Source organism: Cupriavidus sp. 01L415 (assembly GCF_056400065.1).
In genome coordinates, this window is sequence record NZ_JBFTSP010000019.1 from 1 (window position 1) to 26,603 (window position 26,603).

Consider the following 26,603-nt stretch of genomic DNA (forward strand, 5'->3'; position numbering starts at 1 on the left):
ACCCTTGGCGGCTACCTGAATCGCCGCAACGATCCTCCGCCCGGCGCTACCGTCATCTGGCGAGGCTTCCTCGTCTTGCACGAAATCACAGAGATGTTCCGTATCTTTAATTCGGGATAGCGAGCCAAGCTTGTGGGTAAAGCTCAGCCTTTTAGGGGCGGGGATTTTCGGGAAGGGCTCTGGGAACGGTTGTTGAGCGTCATTTGCGCCAGAGCCAGCCGTCAGTGATTCCGTGCGTGCCGCGCGCGACCAAGCCCTTGATTGCTTCCTTGGCGCGTTCGGTACGGCGCTTCGGGTCCACCTCGGTCAAGTGGCGCGCTACCTCCAGCACGGCAGCCTCCAGTTCGGCGCAGGGATGGGTCGGCGGAGCGTCGCCCTTGCCGAAATCGCGGGACTCGCGCAAGAGCTTGCCCAGCACGTCCAACGCGATGCGCTGATTGCCGCCTTGGGGCAGCTTTATGTTTTGCTTTTTGGCGACGCTGTCGTCAGGCGTCACGGTGCAAGACGTCGTTGGGTCGCCGTATTCATCATCACCAAGCTCTACCACCTGCAGCCGGAAGGCGGTTCGAGCGCCGCTCTCGTCGTCCTTGCTTTTGGCAATCGACCACTCGCGGGGATCATCGATCCCCGACACTTCAATGGCTGCATCCAGCGCGGCGTACAGGCTGCTATGGCCGCGCAAACCCTTCTTCTCGTTTTTGCCAGTGTGGTGCACCAGCAGAACAACGCCACCGATGCGCTGCCGCAGTTCCTTCGCGCCGGCGATAAGTTCGCCCATGTCCTTGCTGGAGTTTTCATCGACGCCGGGCGCGGCGCGGTTCAGGGTATCGATCACGAGCAGGCCGTCACGCCCCCCACCTGCCAGGACTGCGGCGGCAAGGTCGGTAATGTCGCCCGGCTGGCGCAGGTCGAGATGTTGCGTGATGAAGCGCATCCCGTCCGGCACGCCGCGCTGGTGCTGGAGGCTCCATGCCTTCGCGCGTTTGCTGAAGCCTGCTTCGCCTTCGAGGCAGACGTAGGTGACTGGCGCGGCAGTCACGCGGTGTCCGAACCATTCGCTTCCGTTGGCAATGGCAGCGCACAGGTCGAATGCCAGGAACGATTTACCCGACCCGGACGGCCCGAACAGAGCGGCGAGCCCGTCGGCTGGCACCACGCCGCGCACCAGCCAGCGCAGCGGCGGTGCGCTCATCAGGTCGGCGGCGGATTGCAGCCGGTAGCGCATTGGCGTCGTCTTGGCCGCCTGCAGCAACTCCGCCAGCGCTTCGCTGCCGTGGTCGGCCTCGAAATCGTTGCAGTCGTAGTTGGTCGGCTTGTCTGCCTGCAACTCGACCCATGTGCCGCCCACCTCGCGGACGATAGCCTCGGCCTGCGGTTCTTTGCCACGGTCGGCGATGAACACAAGGGATGCTCGGGGAAGCCGCGTGCGCAGCATCTCCGCGACGCGACGAAAGCGGCCCGCGCCAAACGTGACGACAGCAGCGGCGTGATAGTCGGCCCGGGCCACCGCCCACGCCTGCCCGATGCCTTCGCAAACATAGAGGCGACCGTCGGCACTGATGTCGCCGATCACGAAAACGCCATCGTCAAACGAGGCGCCGGGCGCATTCAGCTTGTCGCCACCGCCAGGCGGGATATATTGCACCGTCAGCAGTTCGCCATCCAGCGAGCGAACCGGAACAGCCAGGTAGCCGGCGACGGACTTTCCCTTGATGACAAGCTGGCTGTCCGGCGGGACGACGCGCAGCCCATCCGGGACGCCGCGCTTGGCTGCGATGTAGGGATGCTCGATTGCGGCGGGCGGGTAGCTGTCAAAGACGGCGGACAGGGCAATACGGGGCGTCTGAGCGCCTGGCGGCTTGGGGTTGCCCGTGGGCGAGAGGAGCGGCACGCGGGCGGCCTGCGTGCCGTTCTGATGCGGTTTGGTCGGGTCGTGCCAGCCGGCCTTACGCGCCGCGTGATACAGCGTCGCGGCCTTTACCGCGCCATCGCCAAACGACTTCCACGCACTCAGGCAGTCCTGTTCGCTGTGGTAGTTCGGTGCATCCTCGCTCCACAAGCGAAAGTCATCGAACGCGACGCCCGCGGCCTTTGCTGCCATGCCGATGCGCACCCATTGGTCGCGGGAACAGCCGGCATCGCAGGCGAAGAGGGCGGTGCGGGCGCGCTCGATTTCATCGAGGCCGTGCATCATGCCGCCTCCTTGTCGCGCTTGCGCTGCCACGCACGAACGGCGCGGCGCCCAGCCGGCGTCAGCAGGTAGACGCGTTGCAGGACCGGCAGTCCATCGCGGTCAAAGGCAGGCACTATCATGCACGGCAGGCCCTTCTCGCCCAGACCAAGGTCGCGCAGCATTGCAATGGCGGCCGGGTCCATGCCGCAATCCGAGGCGAATTCCTCATGTTCGACGGACAGCGGACGATCGAGGAGGGCGTAGATGACGCGCAGGCATTGCGGGTCGTCAGTACCCGCAAACTTCAGGCGCGTAGTAATATTGGGGACAGCTTCGATGGTCTCGAAGAAGTCCGGTTCAGCTTCCAGGCGGCCGGACTTTTTCATTATTGGCCCCCGTTCAGCAGCGTGGCGATGTCTGCGACGCGCCAGCCGAGGCGGCCGTTGATGCGGACGGGGCGAATCGGGCCATTCTCGCGGCAGGCCCACTTGCGCAGCGTCTGTTCCTTGCGGTTCAGAGCGTGCGCAGCTTCGGTCGTGGGGAGCGCATCGCGGCCGTTTGCGAGCGCGGCGAGGCCAGGCGGAATGCCTGGTGCGTGATGGACTTCGAGTAGCGCAGGGGGGGAGGTACGGTTCATTATCAACGTCCAATCCGGCCGCATTTGGCGGGGGCTTGGAGCGTCGATAACGTGCCGATATTCGCTATCGTCGCTGCAAGACTCCCGCCGCGTTCGGCTTCATGTCTCGGCGTTGATAGTTTCGGGTGGGGTGCTAGTGGGGTCGCAAGAGTGGGGAGGTGGGGTATTTTTCCCCTACCTCCGGGCGAACTTGTCGCGGTCGGTCATCCCGACCCGCCCGGTCTTCGAGGCTTCTTTCCATGCGTCGAGAAACGGGTCGTCGCCCGCGCCAAACAGGTCGAGGTAGCGTGCCTTGCAGCCGTCCTTGATGGCCGCCTTGCCGCCGACGGGGACGTCCAGGCGTGGAAAATTCATGGCGTCTGCTGTCGCCTCGATGGCCCGAATCTGGCGTTCGCGCTTGGTCAGACCGGCATCGGGCTGGGCAGCCTTGGCGCCAGTCTGGCTGGCTTCGGCAGTCGGCACGGCAACTTCCATTGATGGCTGAAGCGCCTGCTGCAGAAGTTCCTGAAGTATGTCGGCCCGTCGGGTTGAATTTTCCAACTCCCGTCTGGCGTACATGGCGGTATTAATGGTCTTGGCCTGTAGACGACACTCGGGCCAGTTTCCTTGTTTGCCGAGCTTTCGCACCTTATCGAGCGTTGCGCGCATCTCTGGTGCCATCGGGTCGGCGCTGGCTTCCAGTCCTTCCACAAATCGGTCGACTTCCCAGAGATTGGCGCCACGAAACAACTGTTCTTCGGCGGGGAAGGCGCCAAGCAGGATCGCCAGCGACTGATTTTCGGGATCGCGGTACAGGACGCCGTCGTCAGTGAGTCGGCGCGCGGCGGTCGGGTGGCCAATCCAGTGGTCTTGATGTTGCATCGTTCACACCCTTCGTGTCGTTCGTGCTTCGCCTTCAGTTCATTACCCTGCCAGGCCGGTGAGGGGGGGCGATTTTTCCATCCGTCGATGTGGGCGGGCGAGCCCATTATGCCGTTCGAGGTCAGGATGCATCGGGGTGGATCTGCGCTTTTTTTTCGGTGCTGTAACAGGGCGGAATGCAGTCGCGCCGGGCGAGTGCGGCTTGGCACCATGGTGGCAAGTGCTGCTCGCCATGGTGAACAGAAGGGCGGTGCTTCGGTGGAGAGTCTTCCGTCCCACGCACGCCAGGGCACTTACACCGCCTTCAGTGCCGGTCGTGCCTGCGCGGGGTCGAACGGGATGCCGGCCTGTTCCAGCATCCATGCCTCGATGCGCTCATGGTGTACGCGTAGCAGGTCGAGCGGACGCACGGTGTAGTGTTTCTCGGCCGTCGCGCTCGGCTTGTGTCCCATGATCTGGGCGACGACACCGGCCGGGCATTCCAGCCACTCGGTCAGGCTCTTGAACGAGCGGCGCAGGCCCTGCAGGGTCAGGCCGTCGATGCCCGCGACCGCGCACGCACGCTCGTGCATCTGGTGGGGTTTGCTGATCGGCTGGGGCGCCTTGCCGGGGACGGTGACGGCGCTGGAAAATACCCACGCCGAGCGGCGGGGCAGGGCGGCCAGCAACTGCGCGACGTACGGCGTCAGCGGAATCGTGCGTTCGCCCTCGATCTTGTCCCGGATGGTCAGGCCTTTCCACCGGGTGTTGACGTCCTCCCACTGCATCGCCAGCACTTCGCCGGGCCGGGCGCCCGTCAGCAGCAGCGTCTGCAGATAGGCGGCGATGACCGGATTGCCGAGCCCCTGTACGGCGGCGAACCAGTCGGCCAGCTGGGCGCGCTGCAGGGCGTCCCGCTTCACGCCCGCCGGGCCCAGCGTCTCGCGCGTCTTCTTAGTCTTGGCCGGGTTGCTGGTGACCACCGGTGCATAGGCCGGCTGCTCGGCGCACCAAGAAAGAAAGCCCTTCAGCAGCCGCCACGCCAGCCGTGCGGACGTCGGCCGCGCGTTTGCTTCGCGGGTCGCCCATGCCTCGATGGTCGGCGGGTTCAGGTCGCGCAGCTTCAGCGACATAAGGGGATGGAGCGGCCCCGCAATCGTCACGCCCCGGCCCCGGGTGCCCCGGATCGCTGCTGTGCCGCCGGCCTGTGCCTTCGCGAGGTGGTCCCGGTAGTGGCGCTCGCCCCAGTGCGGGCGACGGTCTTCCAGATAGACCGCCCATGCTTCGCCGACGGTAACGGCCTGCAGCGCCTCGGTCGCGGCTTTTGCCGCCAGCGCGGCGTGTGCTTCGGCCCTGACGACGCGCGGGTCCCTGCCGTCATCGATCAGCCGTTGCAGGCGGCGCGCTTCCTCCTGTGCCTGCTCGATGCTCCAGCTGCGCGGGTCGCCGATCGTCAGGCGCACGGTGCGGCCGTGAATCTCGCCCTGGAAGATGTACGCTTTCGCGCCGCTGGCGGTCGCGCGCAGCCCCAGCCCGGGGGATGCCGCGTCCCACAGGAAGGCTTGTGCCTTGCCCTGAGGGCAGTGATGTGCGTCGACCCGCTTGCCCGTGAAATTGACTCGTGCCATGCGTCGCCACCTTGTCGGGGGAGGTCACCATGTAAGGGATATGTAAGACGATCGTATGGCAAAGCCTCCCCTTTGGTCAATGGCGAATGCGCCGCATGGCGCGCTAACATGCTGTTTTCATGGGGTTTTATGTCACGGTGTCAATGTGCCTCAACAGTAATAAATACCAAAGTTGCCGGACTCATAATCCGTTGGTGCCGTGTTCGACTCACGGGAGGCCCACCATGTACCGAAAGGGTTTGCGGGTAATGCCGCAAACCCTTTTTTCTTTGCGCGTGTCGTGCGTCGTCGGGCGACAGGGTGCAGGCGTCACGAATCTCCCGGGCTCAACGCCCTGGCAATGGCCAGCGGCGGAAATCGCGCCATGGGCCTACAGTCGCGGGCCCCATCTTTCCACCGAACCTGGACATTTCCCCTGCGCCCGGGCGATCTTTGGGCTACGGTTTATTTGTAGTGCGACGTGCACGTCAATGCGGGCGCGACCAAAATGGCGAAGCCGATACGACTCCGCCTGGAGAGCCGCGTTCGGCGAATCTCCGGCGTCACCTGTCGAGTCGGACCGATTCGCATGGGATGCGTCCGCGTAAGACATGTGGAGGGAAAGCATCATGTGCCGCTGGCTGGCCTACTCGGGCAAATCCGTTCCGCTGGAAACGGTGCTGTTCCAGCCGGAACACTCACTGATCGACCAAAGCCTGAATTCGCGGCTCGGCCATACCACCACCAATGGCGACGGATTTGGTGTCGGTTGGTATGGTCGCCACTCGGAGGTGCCGTTTCGCTATCGTTGTCTCCATCCAGCCTGGAGCGATACCAATCTTCGCGAAGCCGCCCGGGCAGTGAGGGCGCCGCTGTTCGTTGCGCATGTGCGGGCGGCAACTGGAACGCCTACCCAGGAGACCAATTGCCATCCGTTTCGCTTCGGCCGCTGGCTGTTTGTCCACAATGGGCTGATTCGCGATTACCCCGTCATTCGCCGCGACTTGATGATGGCGGTGGCGCCGCATCTGTTTCGCTGGATAGAGGGGTCGACCGATTCCGAGGTGATGTTTTTCCTGGCCCTGACTTTTGGCCTGGAGCGCGACCCGTGCGGCGCGTTGGAGCAGATGGCCGGCCTGATCGAGGATGTCGGACATCGGCACGACGTGCAATTTCCGCTCAACATGACCGTCTGCGTCACGGACGGGCAGCAGATCGTCGCGGTGCGTTATTCAAGCGAGGCGGACTCGCGGACGCTGTTCCATAGCACCTCGTTCCGGCAACTGCGCGCGCTCTATCCAGAGGACCCGCGCATCATCGCCGCTGGCGACGACGCTTTCCTGGTTCTTTCCGAACCGCTGATTGAAGTGCAGGGGGTGTGGGAGGAGATTCCCGAAGCGACCATCCTGGTTGCCCGGGGTGGGGAGATCGATCACAAGCGCTTCTCGCCACGGCTGCCGAGTCCCTCACTGCTGCCATCGCTCCAGCAGTCCTAGTTGTCCTGGAGCGAGGGGAAAAGCGAATGCCGATGCCGACGCGAGCCAATGTCGCGTATCCCGGCAACGCCGGCGCCAGTCGTCAGCCAGCCCTCATCCATCAATCGGCCACGGCCACTTTCACCTGCTTCAACCCCCGGAACGGCTCGAGTTGCGCGGCGGTGGCGCTGGCATCCGTCACCAGCGTCCAGGCTCGCTCCAACGGCGTCCAGTGTTGCTGCCGCGCGCGGCCCAGCTTGGTCGAATCCACCAGCACGAAGATATCGGCAGCCTGCCGGATGATGCATTCCTTCAGGTAGGCTTGCTCCGCGCTGGCTTCGCAGAGGCCCACGCCGGCAACCACACCGTCGGCGCCGAGGAATGCCTTGTCGACGCTGATGCGCGACAGCGCCACCTGCGCCAGCGGACCAAAGGTGCCCATGCTCGACGGACGTACGTCGCCGCCGATCAGCGTGACGCGGATCTTGGGCAGGCCGACAAGCGCCGTCACGGCCAGCAGGTTGGTGGTGTAGACGTGAAGATCCTCGCGCGCGGCCAGCAGGCGGGCGAGAGCAGTGGCGGTGGTGCCGCTGTCCAGCAGCACTGCGTCGCCATCCTGCACAAAGGATGCTGCCATCCGGGCGATGGCTTCCTTCTGCTCGCGCTGCAGGACCTTGCGTTCCTCGAGTGAGGCTTCGGGTTCGTGGCCGCCCACCTGCATCAGTGCCGCCGCGCCGCCATAGGTCCGAACGATGCGACCTTCGCGGGCGAGAGCGGTCAGGTCGCGCCGCACGGTGGCCTCGGACACGCCCAGGCTACCGGTCAGCCGTTCGACATTGGCATCCTCGCCCGACAACACGAGTTCGAGAATGGCGCGGCGGCGGTCGGCGGCTTTCATGGCAGGGGCAAATGAAAAGGGGATCGAAATCGATCCCCGATCTTACAGCAGCGGTGGCGGTATCAGGCGCGGCGCGTCGCCAGTTCCGCGCCCTGGCGCAGCGCTTCCAGCAGGCTGCGCTCGTCGGCGATACCCTTGCCGGCGATATCGAACGCAGTGCCGTGGTCGACGGACGTGCGGATCACCGGCAGGCCCACGGTAATGTTCACGCCGGCTTCCAGACCCAGCACCTTGACCGGGCCGTGACCCTGGTCGTGATACATCGCCACGACGAGGTCGAAGTCGCCTCGCCCGGCGCGATAGAACAGCGTGTCGGCGGGCAGCGGGCCTTCCACGTCCCAGCCGCGGGCGCGCAGCGCTTCCACCGCCGGGATGATCTTCTGCTCTTCCTCGCCCTGGCCGAACAAGCCGTTCTCGCCAGCGTGCGGGTTGATGCCGCACACGCCGATGCGCGGCGCGGCGATGCCGGCGCGCTGCAGCGTTACCTGGCCGCGCTCGATCGTGCGCTGCACGAGGCCTGGTTCGATCTTGCGGATGGCGTCCATCAGGCCGATGTGCGTCGTCACGTGGATCACGCGCAGCTTGGGAGCCACCAGCATCATCGATACCTCCGGCGTGCCGGTCAGATGCGCGAGCATCTCGGTATGGCCGGGGAACTTGTGGCCGCCCGCGTGCAGGGCTTCCTTGTTCAGCGGCGCGGTGCAGATCGCATCGATCTTCTCTTCGCGGGTCAGTGCCACGGCGCGTTCGATGTAGCGGAATGCGGCGTCGCCCGCCACGGCGGAGAGCTTGCCAAAAGGCAGGTCTTCGGGGATCAGGCCGAGGTCGATGCAGTCGATCGTGCCGGGTTCGAAGCGGGCTTCATCGGGCGACTGGATGGCACGCACCTTCAGCGCCGATTGCACCAGCTTGCCCGCGTGCTCCAGCCGGCGGGCGTCGCCAATCACGAGCGGGCGGCATTGCGCGTAGACCGTTTCATGCGCCAGGCTCTTGACGATGACTTCGGGACCGATGCCCGTGGCGTCACCCATGGTGATGCCGATGACTGGAAGGTAGTCGTTCATTTGTCTGTGTCCCGTTTCGGGTGTTGTCACTGCGCGCCGTCTTCATAAACAACGGCGCTGGAAATTCAGTCTTGCCGCATGGCTTGCCACGCCAGCCACAGCGCCGCGTCCGTGCCGAATGCGCCGGCCTTGGTGGCCACGCGTCGTGTAGGCGTGTCGCGGGTGATGGACAGGGGCACGCCCGGCTCGATCTCGCGCCGCAACGTCAGGGCGGTGATGCCGGCCGCGGCGAGCATCGCCCGTGCGGTTTCGCCGCCGGTGGCGATCAGGCCTCCGACGCGATCGAAGTAAGGCAGCACCAGTTGCGCGAGTGCGGCGGAGAGGCGCGGACCCTCGGCGGGGTCGAACGCGTCATCGCGGCCGATGCTGACGAGCAGGTCGCGCCCGGCAAGCAGGCATTCTGCAACCGATTGCTGGGCAACGTCCCAGCCAGCGTGGCCGGGGCCATCGCGCAGCGCCTGCGGCGGTACTACCAGCGATGCGATGCGGCCCTGTTCGCACAGGCAGGCGGCCTGCCGGCCCGATACTCCTGAGAGGCTGCCGACGAGCGTCAGCACCGGGCCGTCGTGATGGAGCGCTTCGGCTGCTTTGTCGCCAGCCGCCGGCGCAACCGCCCCAATTGTCGATAGCGCCGACAGCGCCCGGGCGAGGCCACCGGAGCCGACCCAGAAGGCGGGTGCTTCGATGCGTGTGGAGGCCTCGGCCAGCGTCATCAGATCCTGTTCGACGTCGGCGTCGCAGACAACTGCCTGCACGCCTTGTCCCGCGAACGTGGTCAGCATCGCCTGCACGGCGGATGCGCCGGCACGGACCGTATCCAGCGGCACCAGCGCGGCGCGCAGCCCTTGCGCGGCCAGCAGCGCGACCATGTCGGCGCGCCCGGTCAGGCCTTCCAGCTGCCAGATGTCGGAGCCCTCGAGCGGCTGCCCGTTGATCAGCATGCAACCGTTGCGCGTGGTGCGTCCCGTCGCCGGAAAGGCGGGGGCGACGATCGCCAGCCCGGCCAGCGGCTGCAATGCGCCAGTCTCCGCGGCCCAGTTGCCGCGCAGCGTCGAATCGATCTTCTTGTACAGGCGTCGGCCGGCACCGTGGCTGCGATGCCAGGCGTCGAGATTGCGCGCCGCGGCGTCCTGCGGGGTCATGCGGCGGCTGTCGACGTCGGCGGCCACGACATCGGCATCGGCGATGTCGGCCGAGGCCGTCGCCTCCAGCGTCACGACGGTGCGGGCACCGTGGGCGGCAAAGCCAATGGCGCAGTCGGCGGCGCCGGACAGGTCATCGGCGATGATCAGCCAGCTCATGCCGTGGTCCCGTTTCTGGCCATCGTGGCGTCGGTCTTGCTGGCTACGCGGCGTGCCACCCAGGCGGTGACCAGCGGGGTCAGCACGGCCGTGACGACCACGCAGGCGGCCACCAGGATCGTTGCGCTCTTGGCGGCTTCCGAGTAGGCCGGATTGGCCGCGGCCACCAGTGTCGGCACCGCCGCGGCATTGCCGGCGGTACTGGCCGCCGCTACGCCCGCCACACCCGTGCCGCCGCTCAGACGGTCGGCGATGTACAGCGCGAAGCCGGTGATCACGACCACGGCAATGCCGAGGCCCAAGCCCAGCATGCCGGCCTGCCACACCTTGTGCAGGTCCAGGCCGGCGCCCAGTGCCAGCGCGAAGAAGGGGATCATCACGGGAACGGCCTTGCTCAGGAAGTCGCGCATCTCGCGGTCCAGGTTGCCCAGCAACATGCCCAGCAGCAACGGCAGGATACTCCCGACCAGCGTCGGCCACGGAAAGGCGGAGAGGCCGGCCACGCCCAGCGTGATCATCGTCAGGAACGGGCCGGACTCCAGCGACATGATGCTGTACGCGCCCACGTCTTCCGGCTTGCCGTACTGGCCCATCAGCGCCATGTAGAGGCCGCCGTTGGTGTCGTTCATCGCGGCCACCACGGCCAGCGTGGACAGGCCGGCGAACATGCCGGCGCTGATCGGCGCTTCACCGAGGAAGTGGCCCAGGATCACACCCAGCAGCATCGCCGTGCCCACCTTGGTGGCAAACAGTACGCCGCCTTTCTTGACGATGTACGGCGTGGCCTTGATGTTGATGCTGGCGCCCATGCAGACGTAGAAGACCGCGAGGACCGGCAGGGCGCCGGTGAAGAGGGCGTTGGTGAACGACCCGAAGAACTTGGGGCCCTCGGGCGCGAACGTGGCCACCAGCGAACCGATCAGCAGCGGCACGATCATCATGCCGCCCGGTACGCGCTCGATGGCGCGCTTGATATGAATCTGCATCTTCGTCTCCTGCCGCGTGTGGGTGCGGCTACCTGTGGGTTTTTTGAGCAGGCGATTGATCGATTCGATCATTCGTGGAGCGAAGTGTAGGACAACTCGTTATGTTTGACTAGTTCAGTCAGAAAAATGATTGAATCGAGCAAAAAATGATGCCGAAGCCGCTCCAGTTGCCGCAGTTGCCGCAGTTGCCGAATGGGCAGCATCGGCGGCTCAGCGATCGGCGCCCTTCGCCGCGCCGATCGTCACAGTCTTCCTGACCGGACTCGACAGGACGAGCGAGGTAGTTACCGCCCCGTGCGCGGCCAGGGTGTCCACCACGCGTTCGAGATCGGACGGTTGCGGGATCGCGCAGCGCACGATGAAGCAGTACTGGCCGGTGACGCGGTCGGCCCCCAGGACCTCCGGCATCTCCTCGAACAGCCTGACGTATTTGCGGATGCCGGCGTGGTCGGTTTCCACGTGAATGATGGCTTCCAGCCCGATCCCCAGCGCGCGCAGGTTGATGCGTGCGCCGTAGCCTTCGATGACGCCGGCGTCTTCCAGTTTTCGCACACGTTCGCTCATGGCCGGTTGGGACAGGCCGATGCGCTTGCCGATAGCCGCCAGGCTCTGGCGCGCATCGGTCTGCAGCGCCTCGATGATCAATCGGTCCTTCTTGTCCAGTTTCATCCGCCCCTCTCGTTCTGCCGGCTGCCTTGCTTGCGCATTGCCGCGCGCCGATGAATCATCGGTGCCGGCAGGCAATTTCCGATGACCGCCCTTTGGCTTTCAGACATGCGCGAAGGATCATATGCGATATCGGATGTTCCCGAACACCTCACACAGGAGTGCACGAGATGAGACTGATTGGCATGCTGGATTCCCCATACGTGCGCCGCGCGGCGATCACGCTGACGCTGCTGGACTTGCCGTTTTCGCATGAGTCGGTGTCGGTGTTCCGCACCTTTGATCAGTTCCGGTCGATCAATCCGGTCGTGAAGGCGCCATCGCTCGTTTGCGACAACGGTGTCGTGCTGATGGATTCCACGCTGATCATCGACTATGCGGAGACGCTGGCCGGGCGCAGCCTGATGCCGGCCACGATCGACGCGCGCCAGCGGGCGCTGCGCATTCTTGGGCTTGCGCTGGCAGCCTGCGAAAAGGCCGTGCAGGACGTCTACGAGCACAACCTGCGTCCACCGGAGAAGGTGCACCAGCCGTGGATGGATCGCGTCGACGGCCAGCTCGCCCGTGCCTACGCGCTGCTGGAGCAGGAAATCGCCGCCACGAGAGTGCCCGCCGATGCGGCCGCGCTGAGTCAGGCGGACCTCACGACTGCCGTGGTCTGGACCTTCACGCAGGACTTGCTCCCCGGAAGGATTGCCGCGGATCAGCATCCCGCGCTGGCGGCATTTGCGGCGGCCATAGAGCGCTTTCCGGTCTTCACGGCATTTCCGCACGCATGATTGTCAGCGTGCGATACCCCACCAAATGCCCCACATTCGGGTGATGTGGGGGTAAGACGGTTCTTGCAAGATATGCCCGGGGTGACAGGATCCTTGCCCCGCTACCACTTCAGCCCCGCGACCTTCCCCGGCCTGCGGGGCTTTTTCCTTTTCGAGTCGCCGGCGCAGTGCCGGCCGATGCCTGCAGGCGAAGTGCGATTGCGAGGGGCCGAGTCCGGTCAGCGCGCCTTCAGGATTGCCTCGATGTTTGCGGCGGCACGGCGCAGCGGCGGCAGATAGTGCCGCTCCAGGTAGGCCTGGTCGCGACTCCCCAGCACCATGCTCAGGCCGAGCCCCGCCACGGTCTTGCCGTCCTGGTCGCGCAGCGGCACCGAGATGCCGGCGAATCCGTCAACCAGTTCACTGATCAGCGTGCAGAACCCTTCGGCCCTGACCTGCTCCAGCTTGCGCGCCAAAGCCGGGCGGGAACTGATCGTGAACGGCGTGAGTTTCCTGAGTTCGGCACCGGCCAGGTAGGTGGCGCGGGCGTCGTCGTCCAGCCCGGCCAGCAACACCCGGCCCAGCGAATGCGCATAGGCCGGCATCCTGCGGCCGATGGCCATGTCCACGCGGAGCATCTGGCTGGGTTCCTCACGCGCCACCAGGACCACGGAATCCCGGTCGAGCATGCCGATCGAGCAGCTTTCGTTCACCTCGGCGCATAGTGCCTGGAGGTACGGCCGCGCCAGTTGCGGCAGGTTCATCGAGGCAAAGTACGCGTAGCCCAGGTCCATCACCTTGGGGGTCAGCGCGAACTGCCGGCCTTCCTGCGCGAGGTAGCCGTTGTGTTCCAGCGTCAGCAGCAGCCGGCGTGCGGCGGCGCGCGTCACATCGAGTTGCTCGGCTGCCTCCTGCATCGTCAGCCGCTCCACGCCGCTCGCGTAGAGGCGCAGCAGGGCCAGCCCCTTCGTCAGGGAATCGAGCAGTTCCTCTTTCCTGGGCGTGTCGGGGAGGTCGGCGGGCGGGGTTTCGGTGCGCGGCATGGCGGATCGGCGTGTCGAGACAGCCATATCGATGGCGTTGGGCGGTCGAATTGGGTTGTACCGGGGTCGAACCGAGCGTTCAGCTTAAGGGGCTTCTGCGGGTCAGACCGGACTTGCGTCCGGGCGGTCGATCCGTATGATAGGCGTTTTGCGAACAAATGTTCGGAAAACGTGGGTCGGTAGAAACCACGACAAAGAGGAAAACTGGAGACAGCAATGAAGGTGATCACCACCCGGCAGGCGGCGGAACTCGTTCAAAGCGGCTGGACCGTGGCCAGCGCGGGGTTTGTCGGTGCCGGCCATGCCGAGGGCGTGACCGAGGCGCTCGAGCAGCGTTTCCTGCAGCATGGGCTGCCGCGCGACCTGACGCTGGTCTACTCGGCGGGGCAGGGCGATCGCGGCGCGCGCGGCGTGAACCACTTCGGCAATGCCGGCATGACGAAGGCCATCGTCGGCGGTCACTGGCGCTCTGCCACGCGTCTGGCCACGCTGGCCATGAATGAGGAATGCGAGGGCTTCAACCTGCCGCAGGGCGTGCTGACCCACCTCTATCGCGCGATTGCCGGCGGCAAGCCGGGAGTGATGACCAAGATCGGCCTGCATACTTTTGTCGATCCGCGTACGGCACAAGATCCGCGTTACCACGGCGGCGCCGTGAACCAGCGTGCGCGGGATGCCATCACGGCGGGCCACGCCAATTGGGTGGAAGCCGTCGATTTCCGCGGCGACGAGTATCTGTTCTATCCGAGCTTCCGCATCGACTGCGCACTGATTCGCTGCACGGCGGCCGACACGCGCGGCAACCTGAGCACGCATCGCGAGGCCTTTCACCATGAGTTGCTGGCGATGGCGCAAGCCGCGCACAACTCGGGCGGCATCGTGATCGCGCAAGTCGAATCGCTCGTCGACTATCACCAGAACCTGCAGGCCATCCACGTGCCGGGAATCCTGGTCGACTACGTGGTCGTCAGCGAGCAGCCCGCGCACCACCAGATGACGTTTGCCGAGGCCTACAACGAGGCCTACGTGACGCCGTGGCGTGGCGAGGCGGCGTCGGCAGCCGAGCACGCGCGCGAGGCCGAAGCGCTGCCCGCCGCGGCGGCGACCCTCGATGCGCGGACCATCGTCCAGCGTCGCGCCGTCATGGAGTTGGCGCGTCGCCAGCCGCGCGTGGTGAATCTCGGCGTGGGCATGCCCGCCGCCGTGGGCGCGCTGGCGCATCAGGCCGGACTCGATGGCTTCACGCTGACCGTGGAAGCGGGCCCGATTGGCGGCACGCCCGCCGACGGATTGAGCTTCGGTGCATCGGCCTATCCCGAGGCGGTGGTCGACCAGCCGGCGCAGTTCGATTTCTACGAGGGTGGCGGCATCGACCTGGCGATTCTTGGCCTGGCGGAGCTGGATGGCCACGGCAACGTCAACGTCAGCAAATTTGGCGAAGGCGAGGGCGCGCTGATCGCGGGCGTGGGCGGCTTCATCAATATCACCCAAAGCGCGCGCGCCGTGGTGTTCATGGGCACGCTGACGGCCGGTGGGCTGGAAATCCGCGCGGAAGGCGATCGCCTGCAGATCGTGCGCGAGGGCCGCGTGAAGAAGATCGTGCCCGAGGTCTCGCACCTGAGCTTCAACGGTCCGTACGTCGCGTCGCTCGGTGTGCCGGTGCTCTACGTGACCGAGCGCGCCGTGTTCGAGATGCGTCCCGATGCCGGCGGCGAGCCGCGCCTCACGCTGGTGGAAATCGCCCCCGGCATGGACCTGCAGCGCGACGTGCTGGATCAGTGCGCCACGCCGGTGGCCGTGGCGGACGACCTGCGCGAGATGGACGCGCGCCTGTTTCGGCCCGGCGTCATGACGCTCTGACTGCCCTGACCGCTCAGACACTCAGAAAATCAAAAGCAAGCCGGCGCTGACCGGCCCATTGGAGGAAGGACTGTGCAACACCAACGTCGTCGTCTCACGTTTTCCACGATTGCCCTGGCAGCCATGCTGCCGTTTGCCGCCGCGCCCGCGCTGGCGCAGCAAGGCTACCCCGACAAGCCGATCCGGCTGGTCGTGCCGTTCCCGGCCGGCGGCCCCACGGACACCGCCGCGCGCATCATCGGCCAGAAGATGGGCGAGTCCCTGAAGCAGACCGTGGTGATCGACAACCGCCCGGGTGCGTCGGGCACGATCGGCGCCGAGGCGGTGGCCAAGGCCGCGCCGGATGGCTACACGCTGCTGATGCTGGCCACGCCCACGCTGCTGGCGCCGCACCTGATCGCGCGCAAGGGCTACGACATCTTCAAGGACTTCACGCCGATCGGTGCCGCCTACGAACTGCCGATCGTGATGGTGGTGAATCCGCAATCGCTGCCGGACGTGACGGACCTGCAGCAGTACATCGCCAGGGTGAAGGCGAAGCCCGGCCAGTTCAACTACACGAGCGCCGGCAATGGCAGCTTCGGGCACCTGTCGACCGAATTGCTGAAGAGCCTGGGGCACTTCGACGTTCAGCACGTGCCCTACAAGGGCAGCGCGCCGGCGATGTCCGACCTGCTGGCGGGGCAGGTGCCCATGATGTTCGCGGACATGATTGCCGCGTTGCCGCATATCAAGGCCGGCAAGCTGCGTCCGATCGCGGTGGGATCGGCCAGCCGCGTCAGCTTCACGCCCGAGGTGAAAACGGTGGCGGAGCAAGGCTTTCCGGGATTCGATGCTGCGTCGTGGGGCGGCTTGCTGGCGCCGGCCGGCACACCGAAGGAGGTGGTCGCGAAGCTGTCCGCCGAGCTGCGCGCCGCACTGGCCGACCCGACCGTGCAGCAGAAGATGTTGGGCGCGGGTACGGTGGCGTCCTTCATGCCGCCGGACCAACTGGCCACCCGCATGCGCAATGACTACGCGAAGTGGGGCAAGGTGATCCAGGACAACGGCATCCGCGGCGACTGAGCTGCGGCGATCCCGACCGCCAACACCCCCGCCCGCATGCAGGTGAGGGTGTTGGCGGCTGGTGCCGGCATCACGCCTGGGCCTGGAGCGTCTGGCTGAACTGCGACACCCCGTTCAGGTCGCGCAGGTCCACGGTCAGAGCCCGCGATGCCGGGTCGATGTTCACCTCGCCAAAGAACTGGAAGCCGGCGAACGGCGACATGTTCTGGGCGGTCGGCGCGCGCTGGAACACGATCCGCGGACCGAACGTGTTATCCAGCGGGTTCGGCCCGAAGCTGCCGGCGTTGAGCGGGCCGGCCACGAATTCCCAGAACGGATCAAAGTCCTTGTACACGGCGCGCTCCGGCGCATAGTGGTGCGCTGCGCAGTAGTGGACGTCGGCCGTCACCCAGACCACGTTCTTCAGTCCCGCCTGACGGATGCGCGTCAGCAGGCGCGCGGTTTCCAGCTCCCGGCCCAGCGCCGGACCGTCGCCATTGGCGATGGCCTCCCATTTAGCGCGGCCCTCGGCGTCCTTGCCATCGGGCACGCCCAGGCCAATCGGCATGTCCGCGGCAATCACCTTCCACGTGGCGCGCGACGCCATCAGTTCCGCCATCAGCCATTCCAGCTGCGCGTTGCCCAGGAAGGCCGTGTTGGCGCCCTCGACCGTCTCGCGGTTGTAGCCGTTGGGGCCGCGGAAGCTGCGCATGTCGAGCACGAATACATCGAGCAACGGGCCGTACGCGATCTTGCGATGCACGCGCTCGTCCATGCCCTGGCGGTGCCAGCGCATCGGCGCATTTTCCAGGAACGCGCGCTGGCCGCGTGCCACCAGCACACGCACATCTTTCTCCGTATAGCGGGCATCGCCCGAAAGATCCTTCGACGCCGACCAGTTGTTGGTCACCTCGTGGTCGTCCCATTGCCAGATCTGGGGCACGTGGCGCGCGAACTGGCGCACGTTGTCGTCCATCATGTTGTAGCGGTGACGGCCGCGGAATTCCTTCAGCGTCTCGGCAACCTTGCTGACTTCGTCCGTGACGAGGTTCTTCCAGATGCGGCCGCCTTCGGCCTTTTGCTCGGCCGTGATCGGGCTGTCGGCATAGATCGTGTCGCCGCTGTGCAGGAAGAAGTCCGGATTGCGGCGGCGCATGGCGTCGTAGATGCGCATGCCGCCGAGCTCCGGGTTGATGCCCCAACCCTGGCCGACGGTGTCGCCGGACCAGACGAAGCGCACGGGGCGGTCGGCGGTCAGCGCCGGGGTGCGGAAACTGCCGTCCATCCACGGGCCCAGGCCGCGGCGCTCGGCCGGGTTTTCAAACGCTACGCGGACGAAATAAGACTGTCCCGGCGACAGGCCGGTCAGCAGCGTGCGGGCCGTGAAATCGGCCTCGCTGCCGGCCAGCGGGCCGGAAATGCGTGCGGCATTGCGAAAACTCGCATCGGTGGCGTATTCGACCACCATGCGTGCCTGGCGGTCGGCACGGGCCCAGACCACCAGGCCGTCGTCGGAGGGATCGCCCAGTTGGATGCCGTCGGGCAAGCCGGGCCGGCCGGAGGCCATGACAGCAGGGGCGGCGGGCCGGGTGGCCGGCTGGCTGGCGCCGGCCAGCGCGGGGCCGAGGGCGCTCATGCCGACCCCGAGGCCCAGGAAGCGGCTCGACGTGCGCAGGAAGTGGCGGCGCGCCAGGTCGGACGGGGCTTGGGGAAAAAGCGGGGCGGTCGTCATGGGGCGGCTCGCAAGTGGGTTCGGCACCAGGGATTGTTGTGGTTGGGGGGTCATCGGTGGGACCCTGCCGGCACTTGTCCGGCGCGCGACATGGTGGCCGCCATTTGTGACACGCCGTTGAAATCCCATGTGGGGATACTGTCGCCTGCCATGTCCGCGTCCGGGCACTGATGGTAGAATCCAAGTCTTTGATTTTCTAGGCAATTGATCGCCTGACGCCGCTTCAGGCCGGAAACCCCGGCCCCGCCTGCCACTCCGGCCGGCCGGCGCACTTGCCGATCAGTTCGAGACGCGTGTCCGTTTGCGCTGGCATCGCCTCCCGCAACGACACCGAAACCATGACGATGACGACCACCCCAGACCAGACCCCAGCAGCAGAGCAGACGTTCGAGAGCTTCGGGCTGGATCCGCGCATCCTGCGCGCCTTGTCCGACCAGGGCTATACCAAGCCGACGCCGATCCAGGCGCAAGCCATTCCCGTGGTGCTGCTGGGCAAGGACGTGATGGGCGCCGCACAGACCGGCACCGGCAAGACCGCCGGCTTTGCACTGCCCATCATCCAGCGCCTGCTGCCGATGGCGAATGCCAGTGCTTCGCCGGCGCGTCACCCGGTGCGCGCGCTGATGCTGACGCCCACGCGCGAACTGGCGGATCAGGTCTACGACAACGTCGCCCGCTACGCCAAGCATACGGACCTGCGCAGCACCGTGGTGTTTGGCGGCGTGGACATGAACCCGCAGACCGATGCGCTGCGCCGCGGCGTGGAAATCCTGGTCGCCACGCCGGGTCGCCTGCTGGACCACGTGCAGCAGAAGTCGGTGAACCTGTCGCAAGTGCAGATGCTGGTGCTGGATGAGGCGGACCGCATGCTCGACATGGGTTTCCTGCCGGACCTGCAGCGCATCATTAACCTGCTGCCGGCACAACGTCAGACGCTGCTGTTCTCCGCGACCTTCTCGACCGAAATCAAGCGACTCGCCTCCAGCTACCTGAAGGAGCCGGTGACGATCGAAGTGGCGCGCAGCAACTCGACCAACGAGAACGTGCGCCAGACCGTCTATTCCGTCGAGGACGGCCACAAGCAGGCCGCCGTGGTGCACCTGCTCAAGCAGCGTGCCACGAATGGAACCTCCCGCCAGTGCATCGTGTTCGTGAACAGCAAGATCGGCTGCTCACGCCTGGCACGGCACCTGGAGCGCGAAGGCATCAACGCCGCCGCGATCCACGGCGACAAGACGCAGACCGAGCGCATGCAGACGCTCGACGGCTTCAAGAACGGCTCGATCGACGCGCTGGTGGCCACTGATGTGGCGGCCCGTGGCCTCGATATCCCCGACATGCCGTGCGTGATCAACTTTGACCTGCCTTATAGCGCGGAAGACTACGTGCACCGCATCGGCCGTACGGGCCGAGCCGGCGCCAGCGGCGACGCGCTGTCGATCTTCGTGCCGGGCGGCGACGAACGCCTGCTGGCCGATATCGAGAAGCTGATCAAGCGCAGCATTCCGCGCAGCACGCTGGAGGGTTTTGACCCGACCGGCGAGCGTGCGCGCAGCGAGGATGCCGATCGTCGCCGCCAACGCACCGACGTGCGCCGGACGCGCGAAGCTGGCGAGGGTGATGGCGAAGGCCGCCGCCGTCGCACGGAGTCGAACAACCGCCAGGCGTTCCGTCCGTCGGACGACCCGTTCTTCTCGCGTCCATATGAGCCGTCGAGCAGCCATGCGCAGACGCAGCCGGCCGAGGAACAACTGGCCGCCGCGCTCGCCCGTGGCCGTCAGTTGCCCAAGCGGCCCGTCGCCGCACTGCTGGGCGGCGCACCGCGCAAGTCGTGATGGTCTGAGCCGACTGGCTCGACGATGCTAGAAAGGCACCCTCGGGTGCCTTTTCTTTTTCTGTCGGATGTCAGCGAGGGGCCTGTGGCTGGCGAAGCAACATCGACCATTGTTCGGTCGCCGCCGCCAGCCACTCGGGAATGGTCGATTCGCCGTTGACGATGCCCAGGTGTGCGCCCGCCGCACGCAGCGCTTCCAGCGGCGCGGAGGTGTCGATTGCCTGTGCGCCGCTTTGCTTGCTGAGTTTCTCGCCGACGGCATTCACCACCACCGGCACGTGCAGGTAGGCGGGTGTCGGCAGCCCCAGCAGATGTTGCAGATGGATTTGCCGCGGCGTGGAATCCAGCAGGTCGGCACCCCGCACGATATGCGTGATGCCCTGCGCGGCGTCATCGACCACCACCGCCAACTGGTAGGCCCACAGGCCATCGGCCCGGCGCAGGACGAAATCCCCCAACTCCGTTTCCAGATCCTGGCACTGGCGGCCCTGCCAGCGGTCGTCGAAGCAGATCGTCGCTGCCGGGCCATCGGGCACGCGTACGCGCCATGCGCGCGGCAGCTTGCCGTGCAGGCCGTTGCGGCAGGTACCCGGATAGCCGAGCGTCTGATGGCGCTCCCGCACATGCACGAGCGAATCGGCAATCTCCTTGCGCGAGCACCCGCACGGGTAGAGCTGGCCGTTGGCATCGAGCCGATGCAGCGCTTCGGCGTAGAGCGCTTCGCGGCGGCTCTGCCAGACCGGCGGCTCGTCGGGATGCATGCCGAGGGTCTCCAGCGTCCGCAGGATGTCGGCGTCCGCACCGCTCACGCAGCGCGGATAGTCGATGTCCTCGATTCGCACGAGCCAGTCGCCGCCATGTGCGCGGGCGTCCAGCCAGGTGGCCAGCGCCGTGACCAGCGAGCCGAGGTGCAGCGGGCCGGTAGGCGAGGGCGCGAAGCGGCCGCGATAGCGTGTCGGAAGGTGCGACGGGGAGCGCGGCGTGGGCATTTGCGACATACGACGCCGCCAGGTCAGTCGGATTGCCCCACCGGTTGGAGCACCAGCGCCTGCGCCAGGCGGGGATCCTCCAGCTTGGTCGTCCACCATTGCAGCGCCTTGCCGCGCGTGCTGGTGCGCCAGGCCACCTTGAAGTTGCCCGGTGCGCGGATTTCGACGGTCTCGCGTGCCTGCAGCACGCCGCTTTCGATATAAGGCTGTGCCATCGGTGCCGGCAGCCAGCCGCAACCCAGGCCGCGAATCTGCGCTTCGAGCTTGTCGCGCATGGTCGGTACCACCAGCACGTCCTGCCCTGCGAGCACGCCGTGGGTGCGCGCGGGCAGGTTGCGAGAGGTGTCGCCGACGGCCACGATGCGGTGCTTGGCAATCTGCATCGTCGTCAGCGGACCTTCCTCCGTCGCCAGCGGATGGTGAGCGGCCACGGCGAACACGAATGGCATGGCGCCGAGCGGCCGCACCTGGAAGCCCTGCGTGCTCGGGGCTTCGTAGGCGCCGCCGATGATCAGGTCCGCCCGGTTGCTGACCAGCGCGTCCCACGCACCGCCGAGCACCTCTTTCGAAAACCGCAGCCGCGTGGCGGTGTTCTCGGCATAGAAGTCCTGGATCACCGGCAGGAGGGCGCGGAAATTGACCAGATCATCCACGACGATATTGAGGTTGGCCTCCCAGCCCGTGGCCAGCCGCTTGACGCGGCGCGCCAGGTCGTCGGCCGCGTGCAGCAGGTGGCGGCCCTCGTCCAACAGCGCGCGGCCTGCCGGCGTCAGCTCGGCCCGGTGGCGCCTTCGGTCGAACAGCAGGACGTCCAGGTCCTCTTCCAGTTTGCGGACCACGTAGGTCAGGGCGGAGGGCACCTTGCCCATCTCGTGGGCGGCGGCGGCAAAGCTGCCCTTGCGCTCGATGGCATCAAGGACTTCAAGGGATTCTAGGGAGAGTGGCATATTCAGAAATTCTGAACGAGTGCTTCTAACGCGGTGCCCGCCAATATACTCCTGCGCCCCTAAACTGCCTAGCATCGAAACGCCACTGACCCAAGCCCGAGCCCGAATGGTAGGCCGGAGGGGCAGTGCAGAGGCCACAAGGAGGGCCATCAAAATGATTGAAATCCGTAAGTCTGGAGAGCGCGGTTATGCGGACCATGGCTGGCTGAAGTCATACCACAGCTTCTCCTTTGCCGATTACTACGATCCGAACCATATCCAGTTCGGGCCGCTGCGTGTGATCAATGAGGATCGCGTGGCGCCGGGCATGGGCTTTGGCACGCACGGCCACCGTGACATGGAGATCATCAGCTACGTGCTGGAAGGCGAGCTGGCCCACAAAGACAGCATGGGTAACGGAAGCGTGATCCGCCCCGGCGACGTGCAGCGCATGAGCGCCGGCACGGGTGTGCGGCACTCGGAATACAACCATGCGGCGCACGATACGACGCACTTCCTGCAAATCTGGATCATGCCGAACCAGCTCGGGATCGAGCCGGGCTACGAGGAACGCCGCTTCGAGGTGGCCGACAAGCGGGGCCAGCTGCGCCTGGTGGCCAGTCCCGATGGCGCCGAGGGCTCCGTGGTCGTGCATCAGGACACCCGGATTTTCGCCGGGCTGATCGATGGCGACGAATCCGCCACGCTGAACCTCGCCCCGGGCCGCCGCGCCTATGTCCATGTGGCCCGCGGCCGCGTGTCGGTGAACGGCCGGGCGCTCGAGGCCGGCGATGCCGCCCGGGTGGAAGATGTCGATGCGATCAGCCTGTCGCAGGGCAGCGATGCCGAGGTGCTGGTTTTCGACCTGCCTTGATGCGTTTGGCAAGTGCTATCCGTCCCCGGTCGCCAGTGGCCGGGGACGACCAAAGCCCGTCGGCAACCCGGCGGGCTTTTTTTTGCTTACGACCGCTTACAGGTCTTTTGCAATGCCGACACGGCGTGACGCTATGCTATCGTCTGACAATACCGCTATGCGACCGGCGCGGCACTTCGCCGCTGCCCCTGCTTCTGTCACGAGATGACCTTTGTTTCTATTCTCCTGGCGCTGATCGCCGAACAATTCCGTGCCCTGGGCCGGAATAACCCCATCTACGACATCGTGCGCGTACTGGGCGATCGTGCCGAACACGCCTTCGACACGGGCCGCCCGCGAGATGCCGCGCTGGCGTGGCTGACCGTGGTGGTGCCGCTGATGCTGGCCGCCGTGGTCGTGCACTATCTGCTCGCATCGATCAGCGTGGCGCTGACGCTCGCCTGGAACGTGTTGCTGTTGTACCTGACCCTGGGCTTCCGCCAGTTCAGCCACTATTTCACCGATATCCACGAGGCGCTGAACCGCGACGACCCACACACGGCGCGCGCGCTCCTGCACGAGTGGACCGGGCTGGATACCGTGGAGATGCCGGTCAGCGAGATTGTCCGCCACACGCTGGAAGCTGCGATCATTGCCGTGCACCGCCACGTCTTCGGCGTGTTCTTCTGGTTCCTGGTGCCCATCGGGCCCGGCGGGGTGGTGCTGTACCGCACCGCCGAGTTCCTGAGCCGCCAATGGAATACCCCATCCAACGAACGCAGCCCGGCGCTGGGCTGCTTTGCCGCGCAGGCGTTCTACGTGCTGGATTGGGTGCCGTCGCGGCTGACCGCAATCGGGTTTGCCATCGTCGGGAATTTCGAGGATGCGGTCTATGCGTGGCGCAATCACGCCCGCAAATGGAACGATGCAGTCAATGGCATCCTGCTGGCGAGCGGCGGCGGGGCGCTGGGTGTCCGGCTCGGAGCGCCGCTGGCCGAGGACGATTCCAGCGTGATGCTGCGCACCAGCCTGGCGGGCGTGGACTATGCCCCGGGCATGGCGGATTCCTCGGAACCGGTGCCCCCGGAATTCGGCGCGGACCCCGGCGTGCGCACGCTGCAATCGGCTGTCGGCCTGGTCTGGCGTGCCGTCATCCTGTGGATGCTGCTGCTGGCGATGATCTCGCTGGCGCTTTGGGTGGGCTAGTCATCCAGGCAGCCGATCCAGCGATCGCTTCAATAGAAAAGCGCCACGTGGCGCTTTTTTTTATTCGTGCTGCGCGCCGCAACGCCAGCATGCCGAAAATTGGGACTCGTGCCATTCCTTGCAGTGACGGCATTGCCAGCGTGGCCCCGGTGCGGGGTTGGCGGCGGCATTTAGCACGGCCCATGCGTCGGCCTCGGCGGCATCGTCGACAATCCACACCTGTGGAGCGCTTTCCTGGAACGGGATATCGCCGGTCGCGCCGGCGAGCCACGTATTCCGCAATTCGGCCCGGATTCCCGCGGCCCGCAGCAGGTTTTCGCAGTGCGCGGCATGCACCAGCGACGGCGTCCTCAGCAGCAGTTTCATGATGGCGCGAACTTTCAGGCAGGTGCACCAACCTTACCACGGACTACCAGGGTTTTTGCTGCCGGGACTCGTGCAGCAACTGCGTATAGAGCTGGTGCCTGCGTTCGGAGATCGCGCCGCCATCGATCGCTGACAGCACGCCGCAGCCGGGCTCGTTCACATGGTGGCAGTTGTAGAACCGGCATTCGGTCAGGCGTGGACGAAACTCTGGGAACGCGCGCTCCAGCATGCCTTCGCTCAGGTGGTGCAGGCCGAATTCCTGGAAGCCCGGCGAGTCGATCAGATAGCCGGGGCGGCCGTCAAGGGTGGCCCAGCCCGCCGGCAGGTGATACAGCCGCGTGAACGTCGTGGTGTGTTTGCCGGAATCGAGCTTGGCCGAGATTTCGCGCGTCTGCGCTTCCACGCCCGGGATCAACAGATTCAGCAGCGACGACTTGCCCATGCCGGACTGGCCGATCAGGATGCTCGACACCCCAGCCGTGCGCGGTTGCAGCGCTGCCAGGGCCTCCTCCGGGCGACCGTGGACGGATAGCTCCAGCGTGTCGTAGCCCAGGTCCTGGTAGAGCTTCAGCCTGCGTCGTGCGTCATCGAGCCGGCCGGTCAGGTCGGTCTTGTTGAGGATGACCAGCGGCCGGATCTCCAGCGCCTCGGCGGACACCAGGGCGCGGCCCAGCAGATCCTCGGAGAAGCTCGGCTCGGTGGCCAGCACAATGATGACCTGATCGATATTGGCCGCCAGCAGCTTGGATTTGAACTGGTCCGAGCGATGCAGCAGATTCTTGCGCGCGTCGACGGCGGTGATCACGCACTGGTCCGCCGCGGCGGATTCCACGCGCACGTGATCGCCGACAGCGCAATCGCTCTTCTTGCCGCGCGGGAAGGCATGCAGGCGCGTGCCGTCGCCCAGTTCCACCACGTAGTGGCGGCCATGCGCTGCGATGATCAGTGCCGATTCGGTATTGACGCCGGTGCCCTTGCCGGCGTTGTGATGGCGTGCGTTGCGGCTCATGCGTGCGCCAGCAGGCGATCGATCCGCTGGGCAGCGGGCGGATGCGAGTAATAGAACGCGCTATAGAGCGGGTCTGGCGTGAGCGTGGACGCGTTGTCCTTGTAGAGCTTCACCAGTGCCGATACCAGGTGGCTGGCGTTGGTCTGGTGGGCGGCGAATTCGTCAGCCTCGAATTCGTGCCGGCGCGACGACTGGCTGGCCAGCGGCCCCAGGATGAACGTGAACACCGGCAGCGTCAGGAAGAACAGCACCAGCGCCAGCGCGTGGTTGCTGGTGCCGAAGTTCGGCAGCACGCCCAGGCCCGTATAGAACCAGGACCGCGTGGCCAGCCAGCCCAGCAGGGCCAGGAACACCAGCGACAGCGCAAACGTGACCGCAATCATCTTGGCCACGTGGCGGCGCTTGAAATGGCCCAGTTCGTGCGCCAGCACGGCCTCCACCTCCTCGCCATCGAGCCGCGAGAGCAGGGTGTCGAAGAAGACGATGCGCTTGGCGGCGCCAAAGCCGGTGAAATAGGCATTGCCGTGGGCGCTGCGCTTGCTGCCGTCCATCACGAACAACCCCTTGCTGGCAAAGCCGCACTTGCGCAGCAGCGCCTCGATGCGCTGCCGCAGGCCTTCGTCGGCCAGCGGCTCGAATTTGTTGAACAGCGGAGCAATGAACGTCGGCACGATCACCTGCAACAACAGGCTGAACGCCATCCACAACAGCCAGGTCCAGACCCACCAGTAGGGGCCGGCCCGCTCCATCAGCCAAAGCACAGCCAGCAGCAGCGGCAGGCCCAGAACGCAGGCCACGGCCATCATCTTGATCAGGTCCGCCAGCCACAGGCCGAAGGTCATCTTGTTGAAGCCGAAGCGTTGTTCAATGCCGAACTGGCCGTAGAGCGAAAAGGGCAGGTCGATCAGTCCGCCGATCAGCGCGACGCTGGCAATCAGCGCCACCCCGTAGAAATAGCCGCCACCGTCGAATATGCGCAGCCAGAACTGGTTCAGCAAGTGCAGGCCGCCGAGCATGGTGAAGCCGATCAGCACGGCGGCGCCGGCCAGCACCTCGAGCATCGACAGCCGCGTGCGGGCAATCGTGTAGTCGGCCGCTTTCTGGTGGGCGGGCAGCGTGATGGTGTCGGCAAAGCGGGCGGGCACGGCGCCGCGGTGGCGCGCCACATGGCGGACCTGGCGGGCGGCGAGCCAGAGCTTGGTCAGCACCATGACGACCAGGGCGGCAAGAAAGATCACTGTGAACATCGGCAAGGCCTTGTCGGGGACCGCGCCGGCCACGGCGCGCAAACGATGCCCGGCTGGCTTCTCGCAATGTGCGCGGGCGGCCATCCGGG

The 26,603-nt window shown here is 66.0% G+C and carries 24 protein-coding genes and 1 tRNA gene; 8 read left to right on the forward strand and 17 right to left on the reverse strand.

What is annotated here, in order from left to right:
- Positions 1-199 precede the first annotated feature (199 nt).
- The 5 genes from AC1DOX_RS22085 to AC1DOX_RS22105 all read right to left on the reverse strand — a co-directional run bounded on the left by AC1DOX_RS22085 (position 200) and on the right by AC1DOX_RS22105 (position 5,278).
- Positions 200-2,194, reverse strand: a complete 1,995-nt coding sequence (locus tag AC1DOX_RS22085; protein ID WP_477114056.1) for an AAA family ATPase — start codon at positions 2,192-2,194, stop codon at positions 200-202.
- Entirely contained in the window at positions 2,191-2,559 is a 369-nt protein-coding gene (locus AC1DOX_RS22090) for a hypothetical protein (RefSeq protein WP_477114057.1), read from the reverse strand. Before AC1DOX_RS22090 ends, AC1DOX_RS22085 begins: the two co-directional genes overlap by 4 nt.
- Positions 2,559-2,810 (reverse strand): DNA-binding protein, encoded by a 252-nt coding sequence (locus tag AC1DOX_RS22095; protein ID WP_477114058.1) that lies wholly within the window; start codon positions 2,808-2,810, stop codon positions 2,559-2,561. Before AC1DOX_RS22095 ends, AC1DOX_RS22090 begins: the two co-directional genes overlap by 1 nt.
- Positions 2,811-2,984: 174 nt before the next feature.
- Positions 2,985-3,671, reverse strand: coding sequence for a hypothetical protein (locus tag AC1DOX_RS22100; protein WP_477114059.1), 687 nt, complete (start codon positions 3,669-3,671; stop codon positions 2,985-2,987).
- A 293-nt stretch (positions 3,672-3,964) separates the two neighbouring features.
- Positions 3,965-5,278 carry a tyrosine-type recombinase/integrase gene (locus AC1DOX_RS22105; protein WP_477114060.1) on the reverse strand — a complete coding sequence of 438 codons (1,314 nt, stop codon included), beginning with the start codon at positions 5,276-5,278 and terminating at the stop codon, positions 3,965-3,967.
- 145 nt (positions 5,279-5,423) lie between these two features.
- Here AC1DOX_RS22105 and AC1DOX_RS22110 point away from each other — a divergent pair.
- Together AC1DOX_RS22110 and AC1DOX_RS22115 are read left to right on the forward strand one after the other, a co-directional pair.
- Positions 5,424-5,503 (forward strand) — tRNA-Ser (locus tag AC1DOX_RS22110).
- A gap of 383 nt (positions 5,504-5,886) precedes the next feature.
- The gene (locus AC1DOX_RS22115) at positions 5,887-6,753 is read left to right on the forward strand and encodes a class II glutamine amidotransferase (protein WP_441617378.1); all 867 of its coding nucleotides are present in this window, start codon (positions 5,887-5,889) and stop codon (positions 6,751-6,753) included.
- A gap of 100 nt (positions 6,754-6,853) precedes the next feature.
- Here AC1DOX_RS22115 and AC1DOX_RS22120 read toward each other — a convergent pair whose 3' ends face one another.
- The 5 genes from AC1DOX_RS22120 to AC1DOX_RS22140 all read right to left on the reverse strand — a co-directional run bounded on the left by AC1DOX_RS22120 (position 6,854) and on the right by AC1DOX_RS22140 (position 11,650).
- Positions 6,854-7,630 carry a DeoR/GlpR family DNA-binding transcription regulator gene (locus AC1DOX_RS22120; protein ID WP_441617380.1) on the reverse strand — a complete coding sequence of 259 codons (777 nt, stop codon included), beginning with the start codon at positions 7,628-7,630 and terminating at the stop codon, positions 6,854-6,856.
- A 62-nt stretch (positions 7,631-7,692) separates the two neighbouring features.
- Positions 7,693-8,694, reverse strand: a complete 1,002-nt coding sequence (pdxA, locus tag AC1DOX_RS22125; protein ID WP_441617382.1) for a 4-hydroxythreonine-4-phosphate dehydrogenase PdxA — start codon at positions 8,692-8,694, stop codon at positions 7,693-7,695.
- A gap of 65 nt (positions 8,695-8,759) precedes the next feature.
- Complete coding sequence (locus AC1DOX_RS22130; protein WP_441617384.1) at positions 8,760-9,995, reverse strand: four-carbon acid sugar kinase family protein; 1,236 nt, start codon at positions 9,993-9,995, stop codon at positions 8,760-8,762.
- On the reverse strand, positions 9,992-10,981 hold the full coding sequence (locus AC1DOX_RS22135) for a 2-keto-3-deoxygluconate permease (RefSeq protein ID WP_441617386.1): 990 nt from the start codon (positions 10,979-10,981) through the stop codon (positions 9,992-9,994). Before AC1DOX_RS22135 ends, AC1DOX_RS22130 begins: the two co-directional genes overlap by 4 nt.
- Positions 10,982-11,191: 210 nt before the next feature.
- Positions 11,192-11,650 carry an Lrp/AsnC family transcriptional regulator gene (locus AC1DOX_RS22140; RefSeq protein ID WP_441617388.1) on the reverse strand — a complete coding sequence of 153 codons (459 nt, stop codon included), beginning with the start codon at positions 11,648-11,650 and terminating at the stop codon, positions 11,192-11,194.
- 167 nt (positions 11,651-11,817) lie between these two features.
- Between AC1DOX_RS22140 and AC1DOX_RS22145 the strand changes: the two genes are divergently transcribed.
- Positions 11,818-12,426 (forward strand): glutathione S-transferase family protein, encoded by a 609-nt coding sequence (locus AC1DOX_RS22145; protein WP_441617389.1) that lies wholly within the window; start codon positions 11,818-11,820, stop codon positions 12,424-12,426.
- Positions 12,427-12,644: 218 nt separating this feature from the next.
- Here AC1DOX_RS22145 and AC1DOX_RS22150 read toward each other — a convergent pair whose 3' ends face one another.
- Complete coding sequence (locus AC1DOX_RS22150; RefSeq protein ID WP_441617391.1) at positions 12,645-13,448, reverse strand: IclR family transcriptional regulator domain-containing protein; 804 nt, start codon at positions 13,446-13,448, stop codon at positions 12,645-12,647.
- 216 nt (positions 13,449-13,664) lie between these two features.
- On the opposite strand from AC1DOX_RS22150, the gene AC1DOX_RS22155 reads away from it, so the two are divergent.
- Together AC1DOX_RS22155 and AC1DOX_RS22160 are read left to right on the forward strand one after the other, a co-directional pair.
- On the forward strand, positions 13,665-15,308 hold the full coding sequence (locus tag AC1DOX_RS22155; RefSeq protein WP_441617393.1) for an acyl CoA:acetate/3-ketoacid CoA transferase: 1,644 nt from the start codon (positions 13,665-13,667) through the stop codon (positions 15,306-15,308).
- A 123-nt stretch (positions 15,309-15,431) separates the two neighbouring features.
- Positions 15,432-16,373 carry a tripartite tricarboxylate transporter substrate binding protein gene (locus tag AC1DOX_RS22160; protein ID WP_441617520.1) on the forward strand — a complete coding sequence of 314 codons (942 nt, stop codon included), beginning with the start codon at positions 15,432-15,434 and terminating at the stop codon, positions 16,371-16,373.
- A 70-nt stretch (positions 16,374-16,443) separates the two neighbouring features.
- On the opposite strand, the gene AC1DOX_RS22165 is transcribed toward AC1DOX_RS22160, so the two are convergent.
- On the reverse strand, positions 16,444-18,084 hold the full coding sequence (locus AC1DOX_RS22165) for an alkaline phosphatase D family protein (protein ID WP_441617395.1): 1,641 nt from the start codon (positions 18,082-18,084) through the stop codon (positions 16,444-16,446).
- A 338-nt stretch (positions 18,085-18,422) separates the two neighbouring features.
- Between AC1DOX_RS22165 and AC1DOX_RS22170 the strand changes: the two genes are divergently transcribed.
- Entirely contained in the window at positions 18,423-19,919 is a 1,497-nt protein-coding gene (locus AC1DOX_RS22170; protein WP_176860866.1) for a DEAD/DEAH box helicase, read from the forward strand.
- 70 nt (positions 19,920-19,989) lie between these two features.
- Here the strand turns inward: AC1DOX_RS22170 and gluQRS are convergent, their stop codons facing one another.
- Together gluQRS and AC1DOX_RS22180 are read right to left on the reverse strand one after the other, a co-directional pair.
- Positions 19,990-20,916, reverse strand: a complete 927-nt coding sequence (gene gluQRS, locus AC1DOX_RS22175; protein ID WP_441617397.1) for a tRNA glutamyl-Q(34) synthetase GluQRS — start codon at positions 20,914-20,916, stop codon at positions 19,990-19,992.
- 14 nt (positions 20,917-20,930) lie between these two features.
- A complete protein-coding gene (locus AC1DOX_RS22180; protein ID WP_092134704.1) occupies positions 20,931-21,854 on the reverse strand; it encodes a LysR family transcriptional regulator in 924 nt (307 codons plus the stop codon).
- A gap of 154 nt (positions 21,855-22,008) precedes the next feature.
- Here AC1DOX_RS22180 and AC1DOX_RS22185 point away from each other — a divergent pair, with 154 nt between their 5' ends.
- Positions 22,009-22,707 (forward strand): pirin family protein, encoded by a 699-nt coding sequence (locus AC1DOX_RS22185; protein ID WP_441617400.1) that lies wholly within the window; start codon positions 22,009-22,011, stop codon positions 22,705-22,707.
- 204 nt (positions 22,708-22,911) lie between these two features.
- Positions 22,912-23,892: a CobD/CbiB family protein gene (locus AC1DOX_RS22190; protein ID WP_092134700.1), complete on the forward strand. Its 981-nt coding sequence runs from the start codon at positions 22,912-22,914 to the stop codon at positions 23,890-23,892.
- 60 nt (positions 23,893-23,952) lie between these two features.
- On the opposite strand, the gene AC1DOX_RS22195 is transcribed toward AC1DOX_RS22190, so the two are convergent.
- The 3 genes from AC1DOX_RS22195 to AC1DOX_RS22205 are packed head-to-tail and all read right to left on the reverse strand — an operon-like array spanning position 23,953 to position 26,514.
- Positions 23,953-24,258 carry a putative signal transducing protein gene (locus AC1DOX_RS22195; protein WP_441617402.1) on the reverse strand — a complete coding sequence of 102 codons (306 nt, stop codon included), beginning with the start codon at positions 24,256-24,258 and terminating at the stop codon, positions 23,953-23,955.
- A 43-nt stretch (positions 24,259-24,301) separates the two neighbouring features.
- Positions 24,302-25,267 carry a ribosome small subunit-dependent GTPase A gene (rsgA, locus tag AC1DOX_RS22200; protein ID WP_441617404.1) on the reverse strand — a complete coding sequence of 322 codons (966 nt, stop codon included), beginning with the start codon at positions 25,265-25,267 and terminating at the stop codon, positions 24,302-24,304.
- Positions 25,264-26,514, reverse strand: a complete 1,251-nt coding sequence (locus tag AC1DOX_RS22205) for a M48 family metallopeptidase (RefSeq protein ID WP_441617522.1) — start codon at positions 26,512-26,514, stop codon at positions 25,264-25,266. The genes rsgA and AC1DOX_RS22205 overlap by 4 nt, the downstream gene beginning before the upstream one ends.
- Between the last annotated feature and the right edge of the window lie 89 nt (positions 26,515-26,603).